Source organism: Halogranum roseipondis (assembly GCF_059695585.1).
On sequence record NZ_JBUEED010000005.1, the window covers coordinates 38523 to 55807 of the forward strand.

Below are 17285 nucleotides of genomic sequence, written 5' to 3' on the forward strand. Positions count from 1 at the left end.
ATTTATTATAAAATTTAACTACTTAGTATCCTTTATGAACTGCTTTGGCTGGAGAGGTACTGAGGGTGTTTTTGTGACTTGATCGAGATACTTTGCTCACAAGATCGCTATCAGTTTTCGAATGGTTGCGAGATCTATTTGTAAGGCTTGAGAATCCTCGACGAGCAGCCACCTGTTTCGGTAGGGCCCTCGTAAACACCAAGGGCTGTCAAGAGAACAACGACCGGCGAGAAAAGCGCCGGTCGTCGGGTGCCTGAGACAGTTACCAGACGATTCCCCCGATGGATGACAGTGGGTCTTGCGACACCAATCATTACTCTATTCTATTCATGCATAAAACTAGGGAACAATCAATGCGGTTTCAGAACAGCCGGTGAGCTTCGGGTAGCTCACTCTTTGTCAGAATCTCCCCACAGAACGGATAGTGGCGTGTCTCGGCGGCTTTTCGATGGTCGGATCATGCATCCACCACATGTGTTGCTGCCGGAACCGCTGTGAACTGAGTCCAGCTCAGGTCTCCGTAAGGACATCTCCCAATGCCTCGAGTTGCTGTGGGTCGTACTCACGGAGATCGTAGCGGGTGGAATTACTTCGTTCAGTGTGAGTGTCGATAATGGCACACTCGACCAGCAGGGGAAGCACCCGTCCAAATGTGTGTGCGGAGATGGCTGGGTCTTCGAGTTCTGCGTAGAGTTGGCTGCTCGTCGGATAAGACCGCGTCGTCCTGTCGAGCGCTGTTTTGAATTCGGGGTAATATTCCTCGAGAAGCCGAATCCGGCGGGGCGCACAGTCTCGAAGCGCCTCAACGTGAGACTGGAGTTCATCTGGTGGCATGGGGTCTGTCCCTCTCCGTCACTGGTAGACTGAACACTCCCCTCTAAATAGACGTAGTGGCCTCCTTCTGGTGCTCAGTTTCTCGAACGAGTACTGACGGGGGAGCGAGGAACTCCGTGAATCGTCCATACGGAGCTGCTGTATTCACTCTCACTCCCCGTTCGTTTTGGACTTGCCTCCCAACTCGAACCGTTTCGGATCACGGTGGGAGCGGAGCGACTCCAACTGGCTACCTCGGTGCACTTGCCGATTTTGTACGGAATGAACCAACTTACTAGTTCACATCACTCACGTATATAATTGCAAATAATATATTCTACTAATATAATATTTCTTTAAACATAAATACTCCAATAACTCTTATCAGAGATGAGAATGTATTGATTTGACATGTTGTTCGAGCTCACTGGGTTCCAACGTGACCTCCTGTACGTCATCAGTGGACTAGAGAAGCCATCAGGACAAGCGATTAAACAACGATTCGAGCGAGATTTCAGTGCGGAAATCAATGCTGGACGACTGTACCCGAACCTGGATGTTCTCGTTGACGGTGGGTACGTCGAAAAGGGGCAGCGTGACCAGCGAACGAACTTCTATCAGCTGACGACGCTCGGTCACCAACAGTTGGTTGACCGACGACAGTGGGAAACGACACTCCTCGGTGAGTCTGTAAACACATCCTCTTAGATGTGTCTCGCCCACGTTCGAATGTGAGACGCCGCATCGTGCGATTTCCTGTAAATGCTGCTTACGTCTCCGGACAACTAGTGAGATGATCGGGCAGCCCACCCTTCGTGACTTCTGTCCCACAGAACGGACAATCACGTGTCTCGGCGGCCTCCTGGTGATCAGGGTGATGGTCGGTTGATTCATAGTACTCATCAAGGACACTGGTAGCAGCCTCGCCCCATTGCTTGCCTTGATTTCCGAGGACTCGTCGGAGCCCACGGCGGGACTTGTGTTCTGTGAGCTTCGGATTCGCTTCGATCAGTGCGCGGACGACTGCCACAGGCTCGTGTTCGGCGTCGAGATACGCGATAGGTGAGAGACGGCCACCCACTCGCTCGGCTGGTCCACGACCGGCATACAGAGTGAGACAACTGAGTCCTTCGACTCGTTGGGGTGTGGTGATCTCGTGAGGCAGTTCAGCGACCGGGACCGGGCCGTGTTCCTCGAGGTAGACGATGTTCCCCAACGTCATCTTGATAGGAATGACTGTGTCGAAGAAATAAACCCATCGACGAGACCGTGTTCGGCGTTTCGATGGGGAGTATTCCACACACGATCTCCCGTCAGACGTTGCTCCCACGCATGTGCGTGCTCATCTAAGGCTCATCTTCGCTTCAACAAATATGTCGGAATAGTGTTGTATGAGTGGCCGAAACCCCTGTTTGCGACATCCACACTCCCTGGAGTCGCATGTCAGAGGTACCACCCCATCCCCTCCCCTTTCATTACCCTTCATCTAGTGAAGTGTATTGTTCATTATAGACAATATTATCGCTAGATGAGTTACTCTCTGAGTGCGGTCACCGTGAGTTTGTGGCCCGTCTGCTTCCCATGCTCGACAACGATCTCCGATGGCAGTTCCTCATCATCGGGGTGTAGAACCTGTGTGAACGTACACTCATTGCAGGTTACCTTCATCGTGCGCTGTAATTTGCCAACCATCTCTCCCCTACAATATCTATGTTGTGCAGAATAATAAGTATAGTGATTGTTCTTAGACTCAGCAATATTCTATCGGAGCTCGCGTCCCCAAGAGCTCACTTGTGACGTGTCCGGTGCTCGCTGACGCTCAGTGAACGATGAACAAGAATCTGAGGGAAGGGGGATAGTGTGGACACAGCATTTCAGCAGTGAAGACCTATTGACCCACTTGGCTGTCACGTATAATTAAGTGAGGCGTCAACGAGCGCGTACACTCTACTGTCTCCCGTAATCGGGGATCCCGGGAGGGTGGAGTGTAAGGCATTCCGGCACTTACGACGCCCTCTGACCCAGGGCGTTTTCTCACCCGGGACGACTGCTTGACAAGGTGTGAATATAGACTTGTCCCCTGAATATACTACGTCTACTCTCATTTCATCAGACACACCGGGCGCTGCTGCCCAGAGCATCGCCGACAACCACAAGCATTCGTGCCTTTCTTGAATAGCCCGTCCATCGCCGTACACCCCATCTGCTCTATCTGCCAGCAGAGTAAGCGTTCACGTGCGGCTGTTCAAGCGTGATCGGAACTCCAACTCCAAGTGGAATGCAGTGGCAGTATGAGGTAAGCGATGATGACGCAGGAAGAACGCACGTTGTCTGTGTCACCCTTGTAGCGATTGCTGGCGTGGTGGACAGAATAGAGCGAACGTCGGCGTCGTTGTCACTGCCAGCGAGTGTGACGTCAGTCCGGAAAAGCTGACGAACGCTCGGGATGAGCGTCGTCAACCGGAATGCCACAACCCATCGTTCAACTCCGGGTCAGGAACTGACTGATGGATTGTATCTGTTTCTACACCCTTCTCCCGTTAGTATGCACTGGTTCGGATACGAACCAGTCTAAACTTCGATCCAACACGTGATAGCCTCTCAATGATTCAGACGGCGACGCGAGGCCAGGAGGAGACCGTCAGATGCAACTCACGAGTTGAATCACACGGAAGCCACGGTGCCAGCCGAACCGAACATCGCGGCGATCGCGAGGTCCAGGGCGACCAACACGGGTCCCGAATGGGTAGTGCCTCAACAGAGGCACACCCGTCGGGTGTGGCATTCCGGTGTTGCCCATGTAAGCGACATGGGCATGAACACACATCCGTCACTGTCCAATAGAACCATCGATTGTCCAAAAGATATGCTGAAATATGACTTATATTCAGCATCTCTGTATTGTTTGGCATTTATTAGAAGAGGAGTACACTCATCGAGCAGAACATTGAACATCTGTCTGGATTCGGTTGTGATTCCCTGTAGCCGTCTTCTCGAATCACGATGGGACTCCCTGTGTGTGTAGGACGATTGTCTGCAGCACCATGCTCTCACAAGGAGTGTACAGCGACTCGGCTTCAATGGGCAGGAGCGACGCGCAGTCACTGGACTGGCTTGATGTGTGAATCGGTCCCGCATCTGGCGGATGAAGCACGCGATTCCGCTTCCTTGTGGCGTCCGGTAGCACCATCTCTACGAAGCAAACGACTGCAGGTTCTCAGCGACAGATCGCCACCGGCACAGTGTACTGCTCACCCGCACCTCTAACCGAGTGTTAGGCCGGCAGTGCTTTAGATTGCGATTGCATCCACTCCACGTACTCTTGGATGGTCGACGATCCGGTTTCCGTGACTTGGTAATAGTTTGTCCGACGGTCCAGCTGGCCTTTCTCGAGGAGGCCACGCTCAATGAGGGTGTCGAGATTCGGGTATAGCCGCCCGTCTTTCACTTCAGTTCCCATCCCCTCTTCGATTTGGTCTTTGAGCTGCTGTCCCGATGGGTTCTCCAGGCCACTTGCCACCACGAGCAGATCACGCTGGAACCCCGTCAGCTCAAACATTCCGTTCATTCCAATTGCCTCTCTGTAGAGATTGTCTCCTGCGCATTTGTACATTTCTGTATTATATAATCAAACAATATGGATAAATTCTATATGTATGGTGAAATTGAACTACTAATTGTCTATAGTCACTCTCCACCCGTCAAATCATGTTGCCCTGGCTTCGCGACGGCTGTGGGTGGTGTACAGCGATAGTTTCTGGGCTCTTGTCAAAGCGCGAGCAGAGCACTGACGACGAGTGGCTTCTGCGGGTTGTATGGCAAGCCTCCAGACGACCACAGTGACGCTCACAGATGGTCGTGTAGGTCTATTGCTGCAGCACCCGTCGACTAGTGACGCGGTGAAACAGAATGGACCCCTACATCACGGTTATCACACTCGGTGTCACCGACCTCGAAACGTCACTTCGCTTCTAACGGGATGGGTTGGGCTGGCCAACCGAGGGCATCGTCGGCACTGAATTCGAGGGAGGCGACGTCGCCTTCATCGATTTACATCACGGTCTGCAGCTGGCGCTATATCCGAAGCAGCAGCTTGCAGCTACTGCGAACGTCGATGGGACGTCCGCAAGCGCTGCAGAATTCACCCTCGGGCACAATGTCGCATCGAAAGCTGCTGTTGATGCCGTCCTTCAGCACGCAGCAACTGCTGGCGCAACGATCACCGATCCGGCGCGAGACCGTGCTTGGGGTGGTTATTCTGGTCACTTCCAAGATCCAGATGGACATCTGTGGAAGTCGTGTGGAACCCGGAGTTCAAGCGTGCGGACACCGCTGAATCCCCGTGACTGTCACTCCGTGCGTCAAGTGACGGCACGTCGCCAGCTGCAGCACATGTGGTTCCACTACCGATATCGTCTCGCCCAGCTATACTGTACAACTTCACGTAATTAATTCTATATTAGTGGATCACGTATTCAGCATCTGCCCATGTGAGACATGGGTCACACCGGAATGCCACACACTCTGGGGCAGGCGTTTTGCCTATCCAGTGTTTTGCAGTACCGGATCCCAGTTGCCGCTGGTGGAACCCCAGCGGCGACTGTGATCACTGTGGGTGCGTGCTCGTCATCGAACTCATCGAGGGCTGCCGCATCGGACTCACAACTGTCGTCGCGAGTTGCGTTGGGAAGTCTGTCTCGCCGTGGTGAGATAGCGTACCCGAGCGACGTCTCGGGGAGCCGGGTCAGCACAATCCGACAGTCACGTGCGTACCACCAACGAGACGCCGCAGCGACACGAGCTGTTTGGGTGTCGGCTGGGAAGGGATGAGTGCCTCTGATGTGTTGGTGAGCTCCCCAGGGTCCGGTATTCCTACAGATACTTATAACAACCGGCCGATTTTGCCTGTAAATTTAGCAGTCCTATTTTGAGACTCTCTTCTTGGACACTGTTTGTCCACCTCAGAGTTGACTTGCGTCCACCTGTGTCATCGACTGTTCTGTTTCTCGTTGCACCCGGCTTCGGAGACCCATTTGAGGAGAGATGTGCTGTGAGTTCTTCGAGCACTATTGGCTTGTAGTTGCGAATGTCGTCGGAATTCCTGTTGAAGTACTCGGTATTGGGGACGATGGTTCAGAGTGCGAGCGTGCTACAGGACGTGACTATCCAAGCAGTGTCTTGAGTTCCTCGAGGTCAGCCGCGTCGTAGGCACGAATATCGTAGCGGTTCGCGCTCGAACGCTCGGCGTAGATGTCGATAATCCCGAGCTCGACGAGTAAGGCGAGCAGGCGGCCGAAGGTCCGCGTCGGAATGGGTGGGTCCTCGAGATGGGCGTACAGTTGGCGGCCGGTTGGGTAGGGGCGTGTGGCGTCGTCGAGCGCTGTCTGGAGGAGTGGGAGATGCCGTCGGAGGGTGTAGTGTTGGGGCGAGCGTGTTTCAAGCGCCTCGAGTCGGGTGGTGAGCGACGACATCATCAGTGGGTTGCTGGTGAGTCGTACGATGAGGGTGAGACGTGTTGTGATGCACACTGGGTACGAGGTGTCGACGAGTGATGCGAGTTAGAAGCGGTAAGTGACGATTTCGGATGCGCTACACACTGGACAGTTAGCGTCCGTGGCCGTGCACGTCGTCCCACATTGGCGACATTCATGGATGACGGTGTCTGTCGTCAGCAGTTGTGTGAGCCGACTGCGGAGCGTGTCACTGCTCGACATGTCTGAACCGTCTGTTTGCATCCCTACCAAGTGTTGCTCTTGGGACTGTCGGGTGTACTGATAATGGGTGGTGGGGTCGACAGCGGAAGGACGCGGGTTGTAGTTCACAACTGTGTTTTCGGATCCTCTGGCAGGGATTTGAGCCGGTTGTGAATGGCCGTCAAGGAGACGAGTGGGGCCTAGAGGGTTTTTCGAGAGGGTAGCGGTGTTCGATGGGGTTGTGAATGTCGGCTATGAGATACCCACCTGTCTACCCTAGGGAATATAGGCGCACGGTTGGCGCTCTGGGCTCTCGTTACAGCACATTCACCGTGCGGCCAAACGGGTAGCTATACAGTTTCACATATTCGAAACAAACACTATAGGTCCAATCTATAATAGTATCAAAGAAACATTTATGTGATGTCAGTTTCAGCAAACACCCATGATAACTGATGAGAGCCTTGGTTAACCTGACTGCCCGCCGTGATTTCTCCTATGACAACAAATACAACCACAAGCTGCAGGGTCGCATCTACAACGACCTCCGTGCACAGGGCATAGAGGATGTTCAGGGAGACGGGCCGAAACTGTTCAGTTACTCGAACATCTTCCCGCCTCGCGATGCAGAAACTGGTGACTCACGAACGCTTATCTTCGCAGCTACTGACCCTGACATAGTCACATCAGTCGCCTATGGACTCTGCTCAGAACCGGAAGTCAACATCGGAGAGATGCCACTTCATGCGGAGAAAGCATTTACCATCGATCCAAGTGTGAATGACAGCGGGTCATTCATCACAGGGACACCAATCGTGATTCGGTTTGGGACCGAGACAGCAGCCGAGTACGGAATCGAATCGGACTACGATCGAACGTACTGGCGACCAGAACACGGGATAGACCTGTTCTTTGATCACCTCTATACGAATTTGCAGAAAAAATATGAACTGGAGTATGACGAGTCTGCCCCAGATCCACCGTACTTCAGTGGGTATTCACTGCAAAAAGTAGTCCCTAAGCCAGTCTCGTACGCTGATGGTGATGTCACCTACATCGGGACAACGTGGGAGTTCGACTACGAAGTCCGGAGTGCAGCACACCGACGAATCCTGAATCTCGTACTCGATGCTGGCTTGGGTGAGCTCAATGGACTTGGATTCGGCTTCATGAATCGAATGGAGGACACCTAATGCTCCTCCAAGCGCTTCAGGTGATTGGAGACGAGATTATCGATCAAGAGTTCCCGAACACGTACGTTGCATGTACAGATGCAGATGCTCTCTCGGGAAATCAAGAAATCCATAGCGTGGTTGTCCTTGAGTTCGAAGGCGACGAAACCGGACTCACATATGCCGGATCGAAGGCCATTGACCCGAGTGAGCCAGGTGAAATGGCAGTTACCTACGGCTATGTAAACCGCTACAACCAGTATGATCACAGCCTCACCCAGCGCGCAAGTAGTAGCTTGCTAACGGAACTTGATCAATTACTCGATTGGCCGAATAATGACGGACTCGGCGAGTATCGTGATGATCCGCTAATTCGCGCACTCGATGACAGCCTGACAGCGGCAGAAGACGAAATCAGAGCCGATATCGAAGAATACGACGACCAAGTCGAGTACAAGGCGCTGCTTACGGTTCGAATCGCTACCGACGGTTCAGAGCAGTTCCCTGGCGAAATCGAGACATTCGCGAAAGCGACGTTCCAAGCCTACTCTGACGAACTCCACACGGATTCACAAAGTGCTCAACAATCTCGGGGGACAGGGGTCTGTGCCGTCTGCGACGAGACAGAGACTGAAGTCTATGGTCTCGGCGCGAAGCTAGATCAAATGTACACGAGCAAAAAGCAGTGGCCCTTCCCGCAGTACAATGCCTCGAAAGGCTGGCTGTCTCGACCACTGTGTGGAGAGTGTATTCTCGCAATCGAGGTCGCAACAGACCGGTTTCTCAATCGGCAGTCGTTCGGTGCACCTGGCGTTCGGTGTCGTGCAATTCCATACGCCCTTCCAATCGATGGTGCCGAAGAACAACTCCGGGGACTCATCCGCTCTGCGCGAGACGACCTGCTCAAGCCAGATTCGAACCGACCCCTCTCAGCGGCATGGGAACGGTATCTGGGGAAAACAGAAACCTTCGGCGCAGAAGACCAGTTGCTTCGCCTTGCGTTCACTCACTATATCCGAGATAGTGCGAAAGCGCATGGCGTTGGCTGGATCGATGGCGTCACGATTGACCAATTCAATCGCATCGAAGAGCAGTACTCAAAGCTATATAACTCAGATATCGTCTTCCAGCGAAATCTCCTCGTTGGTGGAAACACGCCAAAGTCTCCTTCAGAGAAAGCCATATTCACCGGAGTATGGCTGTTCGACTTGTTTTCTCGAGCATCAGACAGTGATCACGAGGGGTCACGCATCGGTGACGAGGACGTCTGGGTCGACATTACGCAGTCAGTGTTGACCGATGAAGCACTCCAGTATGAGACACTCGTGAGCCATCTTACTGCGGAAGCAGTTGCTCGATATCAGGACCGGGTGACTGGCCCACCAGTAAGCTACGCAGGAGACCGCGCAGAGAGCATTTCGGAAGAACAGTTGCAGGATTATCCGTACGATGGATTCCATATCCAGCGAGCATACGCGCTCATCCGTGTGCTCGCTGAACTTGGAATCCTCACAGACTCGAAGACAACTCTTGAAATGAACCCAAGCTCAATTACCGGTGATTTCACATCGTTCGGCGACGGAATCGCCGAGTTCATCGACGCCCATACGAGCATCGAAGAATCTCCTGGTCGACAGGCAGCATTCATTCTCGGTGCGACGGCGGCCCAACTCTCGAATTGGCAACAGCGTCGTGGACTCAACAAAACCTTCCTCCAGAATCGGAGCGTCGAGCAGCTCACGACCAAGCAGCTGACTCGGTGGCAGCGTGAAGTCTGGGAAAAAGGGAAGGTGTACAACGCACAGGCTGGCAACTACGGCATTCCATGGAGTGACGCGGAAGAATATTTCCACGATGCCGTCCTCAACGGTCGAGAGCAGGGCTGGAATGCGACTACTGAGGAGCTCCCAGTACCACTTCATTCTCGGGGTCAATGTTGGCCCACGGATTGCAGGGATTGCTCGGGAGAACTACGAAGCAGAGACTGGCGAACAGCCTGAAGAAGAACTGATTGCGGAAGCCACTACGGAGAACTAAATTCAATGTCCAAAGATACCCCTACCGTCACGAATCGCTCAGAAATCGTCTATCTCTACGATGCTGTCGACGCGAATCCGAACGGGGACCCGCTTACAGAAGAGAATCGTCCTCGTGTTGATGACTACACCGAAGAAGCGGTGGTTACGGACGTTCGCCTCAAGCGCTTTGTTCGGGACTACATCGACCGAAAAGGCCACACCATCTTCGTGAAAGCCTCCGGTGAGGAAGGCCGTGATGATAAAGGCGACCGCTACCAACACATCATCGAGGACAACGACCTCGACGCAGACGATGCGGAGTTCGAAGCCAACTTCCTCGATACGGTTGCCGACATTCGGATGTTCGGTGATAGTATGGCGTTCGATGAATCCCCAATCGAAGGGTCATACACCGGACCCGTTCAGTTCAATTTCGGCCGGTCGATGCACCCGGTTCTGGAGACGACCCACGGGAAGACATCCGTCCTCTCAGCCGATAGTGACGATGGCGGCGCCGGTGGGAACATGTTTGCAGACCACCGCTTAGCATATGCACTCATTCGGTTCCATGGCGTCATCGACGAGCACGCGGCCAAAGATACTCGCCTGACTGAGGACGACGTCGACCTCCTCGAGGAAGCACTCTGGCACGGGCTCAGAGCAGAGACGAACACGTCTTCGAAGCGTGGTCACGAGCCACGTCTGCTTGCGCGTGTCGAGTACGCCGAAGAAAGTTACCATCTTGGCGATCTCCATCAGACACTTTCGCTCAATCCCCGTGTCGAGGACCCGAAAGCAATGCGTGATATCTCTGATCTCGACGTTGTTATCGACGAGTTCGTCGATACGCTCGCGGGGGAGAAAAAGAGGGTTGCGTCCGTGACCGTTCACACAAGCCGCCGTCTTCAAGTCTCTTACGATGGCGAGCATAGCTCTCCCGAATTACTCGAGCAAGCGCTTGGCGATGCTGTTGGAGCAGACTCGGTCACAGTCACGTATGAGTGAAACCTGTATCGTCTTTGACGTTGAAGGCGACTTCGCGCACTTCCGAAAGCCAGAGACGACGTCGCCAGCCCAGTCGTTCGGTATTCCCCCACGAACCACGATTGCAGGAATGACCGCAGCAATCCTGGGTCTCGGTCGAGATACCTACTACGACCGGTTCCAACGCGACAACAGTCGGGTGGCAGTCAGCGTGTTAAATCCTATCCGACGGCAACAGTTTGCCATCAATATCCTGACGACCGAGGGGAGTGCCTCGAAGACGAAAGGCGCTCACCCAGGACGCCACGTCACCGGGCCGCGCCAGCAGAACGTCTTTGAGACACTCTGCGACCCAGCCTATCGGTTCTACGTCTCACTGGACGATACAGAAACAATGGACGCACTTGAACAAACGCTTGACGCTGGGCGGTCCCACTACACACTCTCGCTTGGACTCAGCGAGCACATCGCTACGACGAGTTATCGAGGACGTCACCCTATCGAGTGGGAAACAGGAGAGAGAGAAATCAACTCAGCGATTCCCGGTTCTGAAATTGGCCTTGTACCTGAGCCAAGAGCAAACTACGTGACCGAGCGCGTCCCGGGGTTCATGCAGGCTACTAACGACGGTCGCCAATCAACTGGCTACCAAACGGTTACATACGAACGGTCGGGGGATCCTCTCAAGATCAGAGACATGGAATACGCGCGGGTCGGTGGTGAGACGGTTGTCTTCGGGTGATCTGCTGTCTCACTCCGGCGTCCAACTCAAAGAGCACCTGCAGGCAGTCGCAGAGGAGGCCGCACGAGGCCCCCCTGCAAAGACGAGCGAACTCCGATACATTGTCGGTGCTTGCCATGACTTTGGGAAGGCGACGAGTTACTTCCAAGAGTACCTTCATGGAGAACGCTCTCAGAGCACCCTCACGAACCACAGCTCGATATCTGGGCTTGCGTGTTTTTACGCGCTTCAGGCTGCAGGCTTTGCGCCTCGCGAGTGTGCGCAGGGGTGGCTTGCAGTAACCAGACATCATTCACCACTCATCAATACGAGCGGTGAACACGGTGTGTTCCGACGCGTGTTCTACGGCCAGACCGCGCCACTCGAAGCGTATGACAAGCAAGCAAAAGATATCTCCACCCGATCAGAGGCTGTCCAGGCGATATATGACGCGCTTGGCGTCCCACTTGATGTTAAGGAGTTCTGCGAGTGGGTCGAGGAGAAGACCTACGGACTGGAGGTTCCCGAATCCCTCACGGGATCCACGGATAGAATTGACCAACCGCTTGCCGCTGCTGTCGAGGAAATCGAACTCTTCGCACAGCTAGTCGCTGCAGACAAGTTGGTTGCGTCGGGCTATACACTGCCAGAACGTCGGAGCCTTGACGGCGACGCTGTCGATAAGTACGTTCGAGAAACGTTCGAAGCGCCTGAACCAGGGACGATTAACGAGCTCCGAGAGCAAGCCAGAATCGAAGTACAAGACCGGCTGGACGAAATTGAAAGTCTCCCCTGGGCATTCTCACTCACACTCTCGACGGGGCTTGGGAAAACGTTCACAGGATTCGACGCCGCACTCAAGCTTCGAGATACGAAACAGTCCGAAGCCACAGATCCACCACGGATCATCTATGCGCTCCCGTACACGGCGATTATCGACCAGAACTTCACCGAGTTTAGAAAGGTACTCGAGCACGGCACTGACAGTGCTACTGTTGGGCCCGAGACATTGCTCAAACACCACTATCGGTCGAACAACGATTATCTCACACAGGGGAACGATACTGAAACGGACGACGACTTCTGGCGGAGTCTTATGTTGACCGACCGGTGGGAAAGCGAAATTACGACTACAACGTTCGTCCAGCTGATTGAGAGTCTTATCGTCCCATCAAATAGTCAATCGCTCAAGCTTCCGAACCTCCGAGATGCAGTTATTATTCTTGACGAAGTACAGGCAGTCCCGGTGAAATACTGGGATGTGATACAGAAGGTCTGCGAACAACTCGCCAACGATTGGAACTGTACGTTCATCGCGATGACGGCGACGCAGCCAGGGATGTTTGACGCTGCAGAACCACTGCTTAAAGATTCCACTCGCTACTACGAACAACTCGATCGCGTTCGGTTTTCTATCGACCAGAGCGTTACTGGAGAGTCACTCTCCGTGTCAGAACTGACAACTAGCGTTGTAGAAACTGCGACGGAACCAGACCGCCCAGATATCCTCGTCATTTGCAACACCGTTGACTCTGCCCAGTCAGTCTTCGAGAAGATTTCAGAGCAGATCAGACATGAAGACAGTTCGCCACGTCTGGAGTATCTCTCGAGTGCTGTTCGTCCCTTGGACCGAGAGTCACGTATCCGCAACCTCCGCAAATCGACAGATACCCAGCGAATTGTCATTAGTACTCAGGTCGTTGAGGCTGGAGTTGACCTCAGTTTTGACCGCGTTATCCGAGACTTTGCCCCGCTGGATTCGATTGTTCAAGCGGCTGGGCGATGTAATCGGCACTCCTTGTCAGGCGGCGGCACTGTTGACATTGTCTCAATGGTTGACGACGATGGTCACGACCCAGCAGCCCTCATTTACGACAGCCCTCGATTGGATGCAACACGACGCGTACTCGGGACTCTTGACAGTGAAGATTTGGCGGAGTCGACGGTCACCAACACAGCTGTACAACAATACTTCGATGAGCTGAGACGTGTGAAAGTGACAGATGAGTCTATCGCTGAGCTTCGTCGGTGGCAGTTCGATGACGCCCGTATCACGTTGATTCCAGAGACGTTTGACGCTGATGTCTTCGTTGTTGGGCCAGAGACTGCACAGACGGATCGCGAACTCTTTGAGGAGTATCTTAATGCAGTCCAGTCACACAGCAAGTCACGCGTCCAGAAGCTCAAACCTGCGTTCTTTGACCGGGTAGTGAACGTCTCGTTGTATGCACCCGATAGTGATCGAACACAGACTCTTCGAAAACTACCCTATATCGAGGAGATAGATATGTACCGACTCCCTGCCGACAGTCACGGATATCGGGAGTGGTATAATTCAAATACTGGGTTTAGCCTTCCCGAGTCTACCGTTACGTCGAGGATTCTATGACTCGTGAGATATCTGGGTTGATGGTAAAATACTACCACACCTGTCATCGCGAACTTTGGTTCTACGCGAATCAGCTTGATGTGGACCGGACGAACACGGGGATTTCCCATGGGTCACGCATCGACGAGACCTCGTACGAAGACGCGAAAAAGCGTGTCTTCATCGATGGTGCCATCGCACTTGACATTCTACAAGATGGTACTGTCGTAGAAGTCAAACTGTCCAGTAACCTCGAAGATCCGGGTATTTGGCAATTGAAATACTATCTCTGGTACCTCAAATACAAAAAGGGAGTAGTAGTAGATGGGGAGATGGCATACCCCCGCGAGCGAAAGCGTGAGAAAGTGACACTTTCGGACGAAGATGAAACCTACTTGGAGAAAATTCTACCGGAAATTGAGAGGATTATCGAGCGTGAAACACCGCCAGATGCGACGAAGATTCCCATTTGTGAGACGTGTGCCTACCACGACTTCTGTTGGGTGTAACTAATGAAACAGAACTACCACTTATTCAAGAATGGGCGGCTCGAGCGTGACCAGAATACACTTCGTGTTCTTACTGAAGAGGACACTGGTCCTCACTATCTCCCAGTTGAGAACATCGGCGCAATCTACTGCCATGGGCAGATTACATTCAACACACGCGCGCTGAATTTTCTCACCCAGAACGGAATTGTTTTGCACGTTTTCAACTGGTAAGACTACTACGCTGGGACCTATATGCCGCGGAAATCATTGGTTTCGGGGAGATCTACCGTCGCGCAAGCAATTCACTATGACTCTTCGGAGAAACGCCTCCCTATCGCTCGAAAGCTTGTCTTAGGAAGTGCCCACGAAATGCTTGCAAATGTGAAGTATTACGCCCGAAGGAACAGCGGTCTTGACCAGATACAAGACGCAATCGAAAATCGGATAGAGAACATTCAGTCCGCCGATAGTGTGGCACGTCTACTGGGTGTTGAAGGGTCAATCAGAAGTGAATATTACGCATTGTTCAACCGAGTTACACCAGACGATCTTTCGTTTGGGACGCGAGAGTATCGCCCGCCGCCGAACGAAATTAATTCGCTCATTTCCTACGGCAACAGTTTGCTCTACAGTTCTATCCTCACAGAACTCTACTCTACGCATTTAGAGCCGACAATAAGCTATCTTCACGAACCAGGTGACCGACGATACTCGCTGTGTCTCGATCTGAGTGAACTATTCAAGCCAGTCATTGTTGACCGGCTTATCCTCCGTCTATTGAATCGCCGGCAGATTTCTGCCACTGATTTCGATAAGTCTCTTGAAGGCTGTCTCCTAGAAGACCCTGCGCGGAAACTCTTCGTCAAAGAGTACGAAGAGGTGTTAGAACGGACGGTCAAGCACCCAACACTCAAGCGTCACGTATCGTACCAGTACCTACTCCGGTTAGAAGGGTTCAAATTACACAAGCATATGCTCGGCGATGCAACATACGAGCCGTTCGCTCGGTGGTGGTAATGTACGTAATTGCAGTCTATGACATGGAAGCTGAGCGCACACAACTGATGCTTTCTCTACTTCGGAGATACCTTACCCATGTTCAGAACTCGGTGTGTGAGGGAGAGGTGACAGAGGCACAGTTGGTAACCTTGACTGAGGAAATCAACTCAACAGTGAAGCCAACCGAGTCGGTTATCCTCTACCGACTTCGAGACGATAATTGGTTAGAGCGTGAAGTATTCGGTGACGATCCCATGGATGACCATCGAATCCTCTAGCTGCAGACCTACTTAAACGAACCCGCTATTGGGGGTCGACGTGATTCCCTCTTCAATCTCAAGGCTTATTGGGTCTTAGACTAGTATTTTCGGTGGGGTTTCAGACGTACCAGGCTGGTGTTGAAGCGACATGATGACATACTCTATTGTCCCGTTGCGTAGATCGTTTCAGACGTACCAGGCTGGTGTTGAAGCGTGCGTGGAGTGTGACTCCGTTTTGAATCGGAACCTCGTTTCAGACGTACCAGGCTGGTGTTGAAGCTATACCTTGGGTCGTCCTTTTACCACGCATCCGAGTTTCAGACGTACCAGGCTGGTGTTGAAGCAGGATATCCCCGCGTGGGTTGCGATAGATCACGCAGTTTCAGACGTACCAGGCTGGTGTTGAAGCAACGGGATTCGCAACTTCACGAACAACATCATTCTGTTTCAGACGTACCAGGCTGGTGTTGAAGCACGAGCGAACAAGCCTGCGAGGAGAGAGCCAAATCCAGTTTCAGACGTACCAGGCTGGTGTTGAAGCGACAGTAGACCGGGGGTGCGGACCCGTGTCTGGTGTTTCAGACGTACCAGGCTGGTGTTGAAGCGTTGAAGCGTTAGCAAGAGGACTCGCTCAATATAGTTTCAGACGTACCAGGCTGGTGTTGAAGCATGATGGGGCGGCAGGGATTCAGGCCGCCGTTGACGGTTTCAGACGTACCAGGCTGGTGTTGAAGCCATTTGTGGCACGGTTATCCCCGCCTACATCGACGAGTTTCAGACGTACCAGGCTGGTGTTGAAGCACATACGTGACCGTCGTGGCGTCGGGGACGTGGTAGCGTTTCAGACGTACCAGGCTGGTGTTGAAGCGTCAGTCGGCACTTGATGATGCATCTTGAGGATCGTTTCAGACGTACCAGGCTGGTGTTGAAGCTAGAGTATCCATCGTTCAGTCCTCGAAGGCCTCTCCTGTTTCAGACGTACCAGGCTGGTGTTGAAGCCATCACTCGCTAAGTGGAAGCCGTCGCCTTGGCAGTGTTTCAGACGTACCAGGCTGGTGTTGAAGCAAGGAGTTAGGCGTACCGGCACAGGGAGCGAACGGTTTCAGACGTACCAGGCTGGTGTTGAAGCGATCGTTCTGGAGCAGCTCCAGTATGTCATCATGTTTCAGACGTACCAGGCTGGTGTTGAAGCCCTCGTCGATGCTTCCGAGCGCATGATCGCCCACGTTTCAGACGTACCAGGCTGGTGTTGAAGCGACCGAGCAAGCGCGGATCACGACCGGCAGCGCCAAGTTTCAGACGTACCAGGCTGGTGTTGAAGCCCACCACGCTCTCCATCTCGTCGAACGAAACGTACACGTTTCAGACGTACCAGGCTGGTGTTGAAGCAACGGAAGAAGACTCGATAGCCGTCTCCCTCTGCCTGTTTCAGACGTACCAGGCTGGTGTTGAAGCGATGTCGTACTACAGCCACCGTGAGACGGTCGACGAGTTTCAGACGTACCAGGCTGGTGTTGAAGCCTAACTACGGGACACGGACTTAACACGATCGCGGAGTTTCAGACGTACCAGGCTGGTGTTGAAGCGATTACGCCTATCGCCTCGTTAATATCCTCGCGTTGTTTCAGACGTACCAGGCTGGTGTTGAAGCCAATTGTCGTGAGTCCGATCCCGCCAAGCGTCGTAGTTTCAGACGTACCAGGCTGGTGTTGAAGCCCGCTTACTCACTGCAGAACACCTCGTTGAAGCTTGTTTCAGACGTACCA

General features: G+C 53.1%; 12 protein-coding genes, 2 pseudogenes and 1 CRISPR repeat array (1 of these 15 only partly in view). Of the genes and pseudogenes, 10 read left to right on the top strand and 4 right to left on the bottom strand.

Annotated elements, in window-relative coordinates:
- Window positions 1-510 precede the first annotated feature (510 nt).
- Complete coding sequence (locus EOHIBHHM_RS20410) at window positions 511-834, bottom strand: hypothetical protein (protein WP_497257747.1); 324 nt, start codon at window positions 832-834, stop codon at window positions 511-513.
- 393 nt (window positions 835-1227) lie between these two features.
- Here EOHIBHHM_RS20410 and EOHIBHHM_RS20415 point away from each other — a divergent pair, with 393 nt between their 5' ends.
- A complete protein-coding gene (locus tag EOHIBHHM_RS20415; RefSeq protein WP_497257866.1) occupies window positions 1228-1521 on the top strand; it encodes a PadR family transcriptional regulator in 294 nt (97 codons plus the stop codon).
- 61 nt (window positions 1522-1582) lie between these two features.
- Here the strand turns inward: EOHIBHHM_RS20415 and EOHIBHHM_RS20420 are convergent, their stop codons facing one another.
- Window positions 1583-2035 (bottom strand): hypothetical protein, encoded by a 453-nt coding sequence (locus EOHIBHHM_RS20420; protein WP_497257749.1) that lies wholly within the window; start codon window positions 2033-2035, stop codon window positions 1583-1585.
- 2052 nt (window positions 2036-4087) lie between these two features.
- Window positions 4088-4372 carry a helix-turn-helix transcriptional regulator gene (locus tag EOHIBHHM_RS20425; protein WP_497257868.1) on the bottom strand — a complete coding sequence of 95 codons (285 nt, stop codon included), beginning with the start codon at window positions 4370-4372 and terminating at the stop codon, window positions 4088-4090.
- A 350-nt stretch (window positions 4373-4722) separates the two neighbouring features.
- Here EOHIBHHM_RS20425 and EOHIBHHM_RS20430 point away from each other — a divergent pair.
- Window positions 4723-5159: pseudogene (locus EOHIBHHM_RS20430) on the top strand (VOC family protein).
- An 816-nt stretch (window positions 5160-5975) separates the two neighbouring features.
- Here EOHIBHHM_RS20430 and EOHIBHHM_RS20435 read toward each other — a convergent pair.
- Window positions 5976-6287 (bottom strand): hypothetical protein, encoded by a 312-nt coding sequence (locus EOHIBHHM_RS20435; protein WP_497257751.1) that lies wholly within the window; start codon window positions 6285-6287, stop codon window positions 5976-5978.
- Between the two features lie 674 nt (window positions 6288-6961).
- Here EOHIBHHM_RS20435 and cas6 point away from each other — a divergent pair.
- The 8 genes and pseudogenes from cas6 to cas2 all read left to right on the top strand — a co-directional run bounded on the left by cas6 (window position 6962) and on the right by cas2 (window position 15537).
- The gene (gene cas6, locus EOHIBHHM_RS20440) at window positions 6962-7699 is read left to right on the top strand and encodes a CRISPR-associated endoribonuclease Cas6 (RefSeq protein ID WP_497257753.1); all 738 of its coding nucleotides are present in this window, start codon (window positions 6962-6964) and stop codon (window positions 7697-7699) included.
- Window positions 7699-9678: a hypothetical protein gene (locus EOHIBHHM_RS20445; RefSeq protein ID WP_497257755.1), complete on the top strand. Its 1980-nt coding sequence runs from the start codon at window positions 7699-7701 to the stop codon at window positions 9676-9678. The genes cas6 and EOHIBHHM_RS20445 overlap by 1 nt, the downstream gene beginning before the upstream one ends.
- 42 nt (window positions 9679-9720) lie before the next feature.
- On the top strand, window positions 9721-10701 hold the full coding sequence (gene cas7b, locus EOHIBHHM_RS20450; RefSeq protein ID WP_497257757.1) for a type I-B CRISPR-associated protein Cas7/Csh2: 981 nt from the start codon (window positions 9721-9723) through the stop codon (window positions 10699-10701).
- Complete coding sequence (gene cas5b, locus EOHIBHHM_RS20455) at window positions 10694-11422, top strand: type I-B CRISPR-associated protein Cas5b (RefSeq protein ID WP_497257759.1); 729 nt, start codon at window positions 10694-10696, stop codon at window positions 11420-11422. Before cas7b ends, cas5b begins: the two co-directional genes overlap by 8 nt.
- The gene (cas3, locus tag EOHIBHHM_RS20460; RefSeq protein ID WP_497257761.1) at window positions 11400-13790 is read left to right on the top strand and encodes a CRISPR-associated helicase Cas3'; all 2391 of its coding nucleotides are present in this window, start codon (window positions 11400-11402) and stop codon (window positions 13788-13790) included. The genes cas5b and cas3 overlap by 23 nt, the downstream gene beginning before the upstream one ends.
- Complete coding sequence (gene cas4 / locus EOHIBHHM_RS20465; protein ID WP_497257763.1) at window positions 13787-14278, top strand: CRISPR-associated protein Cas4; 492 nt, start codon at window positions 13787-13789, stop codon at window positions 14276-14278. Before cas3 ends, cas4 begins: the two co-directional genes overlap by 4 nt.
- A gap of 3 nt (window positions 14279-14281) precedes the next feature.
- Window positions 14282-15277: pseudogene (gene cas1b / locus EOHIBHHM_RS20470) on the top strand (type I-B CRISPR-associated endonuclease Cas1b).
- Window positions 15277-15537 (top strand): CRISPR-associated endonuclease Cas2, encoded by a 261-nt coding sequence (gene cas2 / locus EOHIBHHM_RS20475; RefSeq protein ID WP_497257765.1) that lies wholly within the window; start codon window positions 15277-15279, stop codon window positions 15535-15537. Before cas1b ends, cas2 begins: the two are co-directional and overlap by 1 nt.
- Before the next feature lie 97 nt (window positions 15538-15634).
- Window positions 15635-17285: direct repeats of the CRISPR family, unit length 30 nt; unit sequence GTTTCAGACGTACCAGGCTGGTGTTGAAGC; it runs 551 nt beyond the window's last position.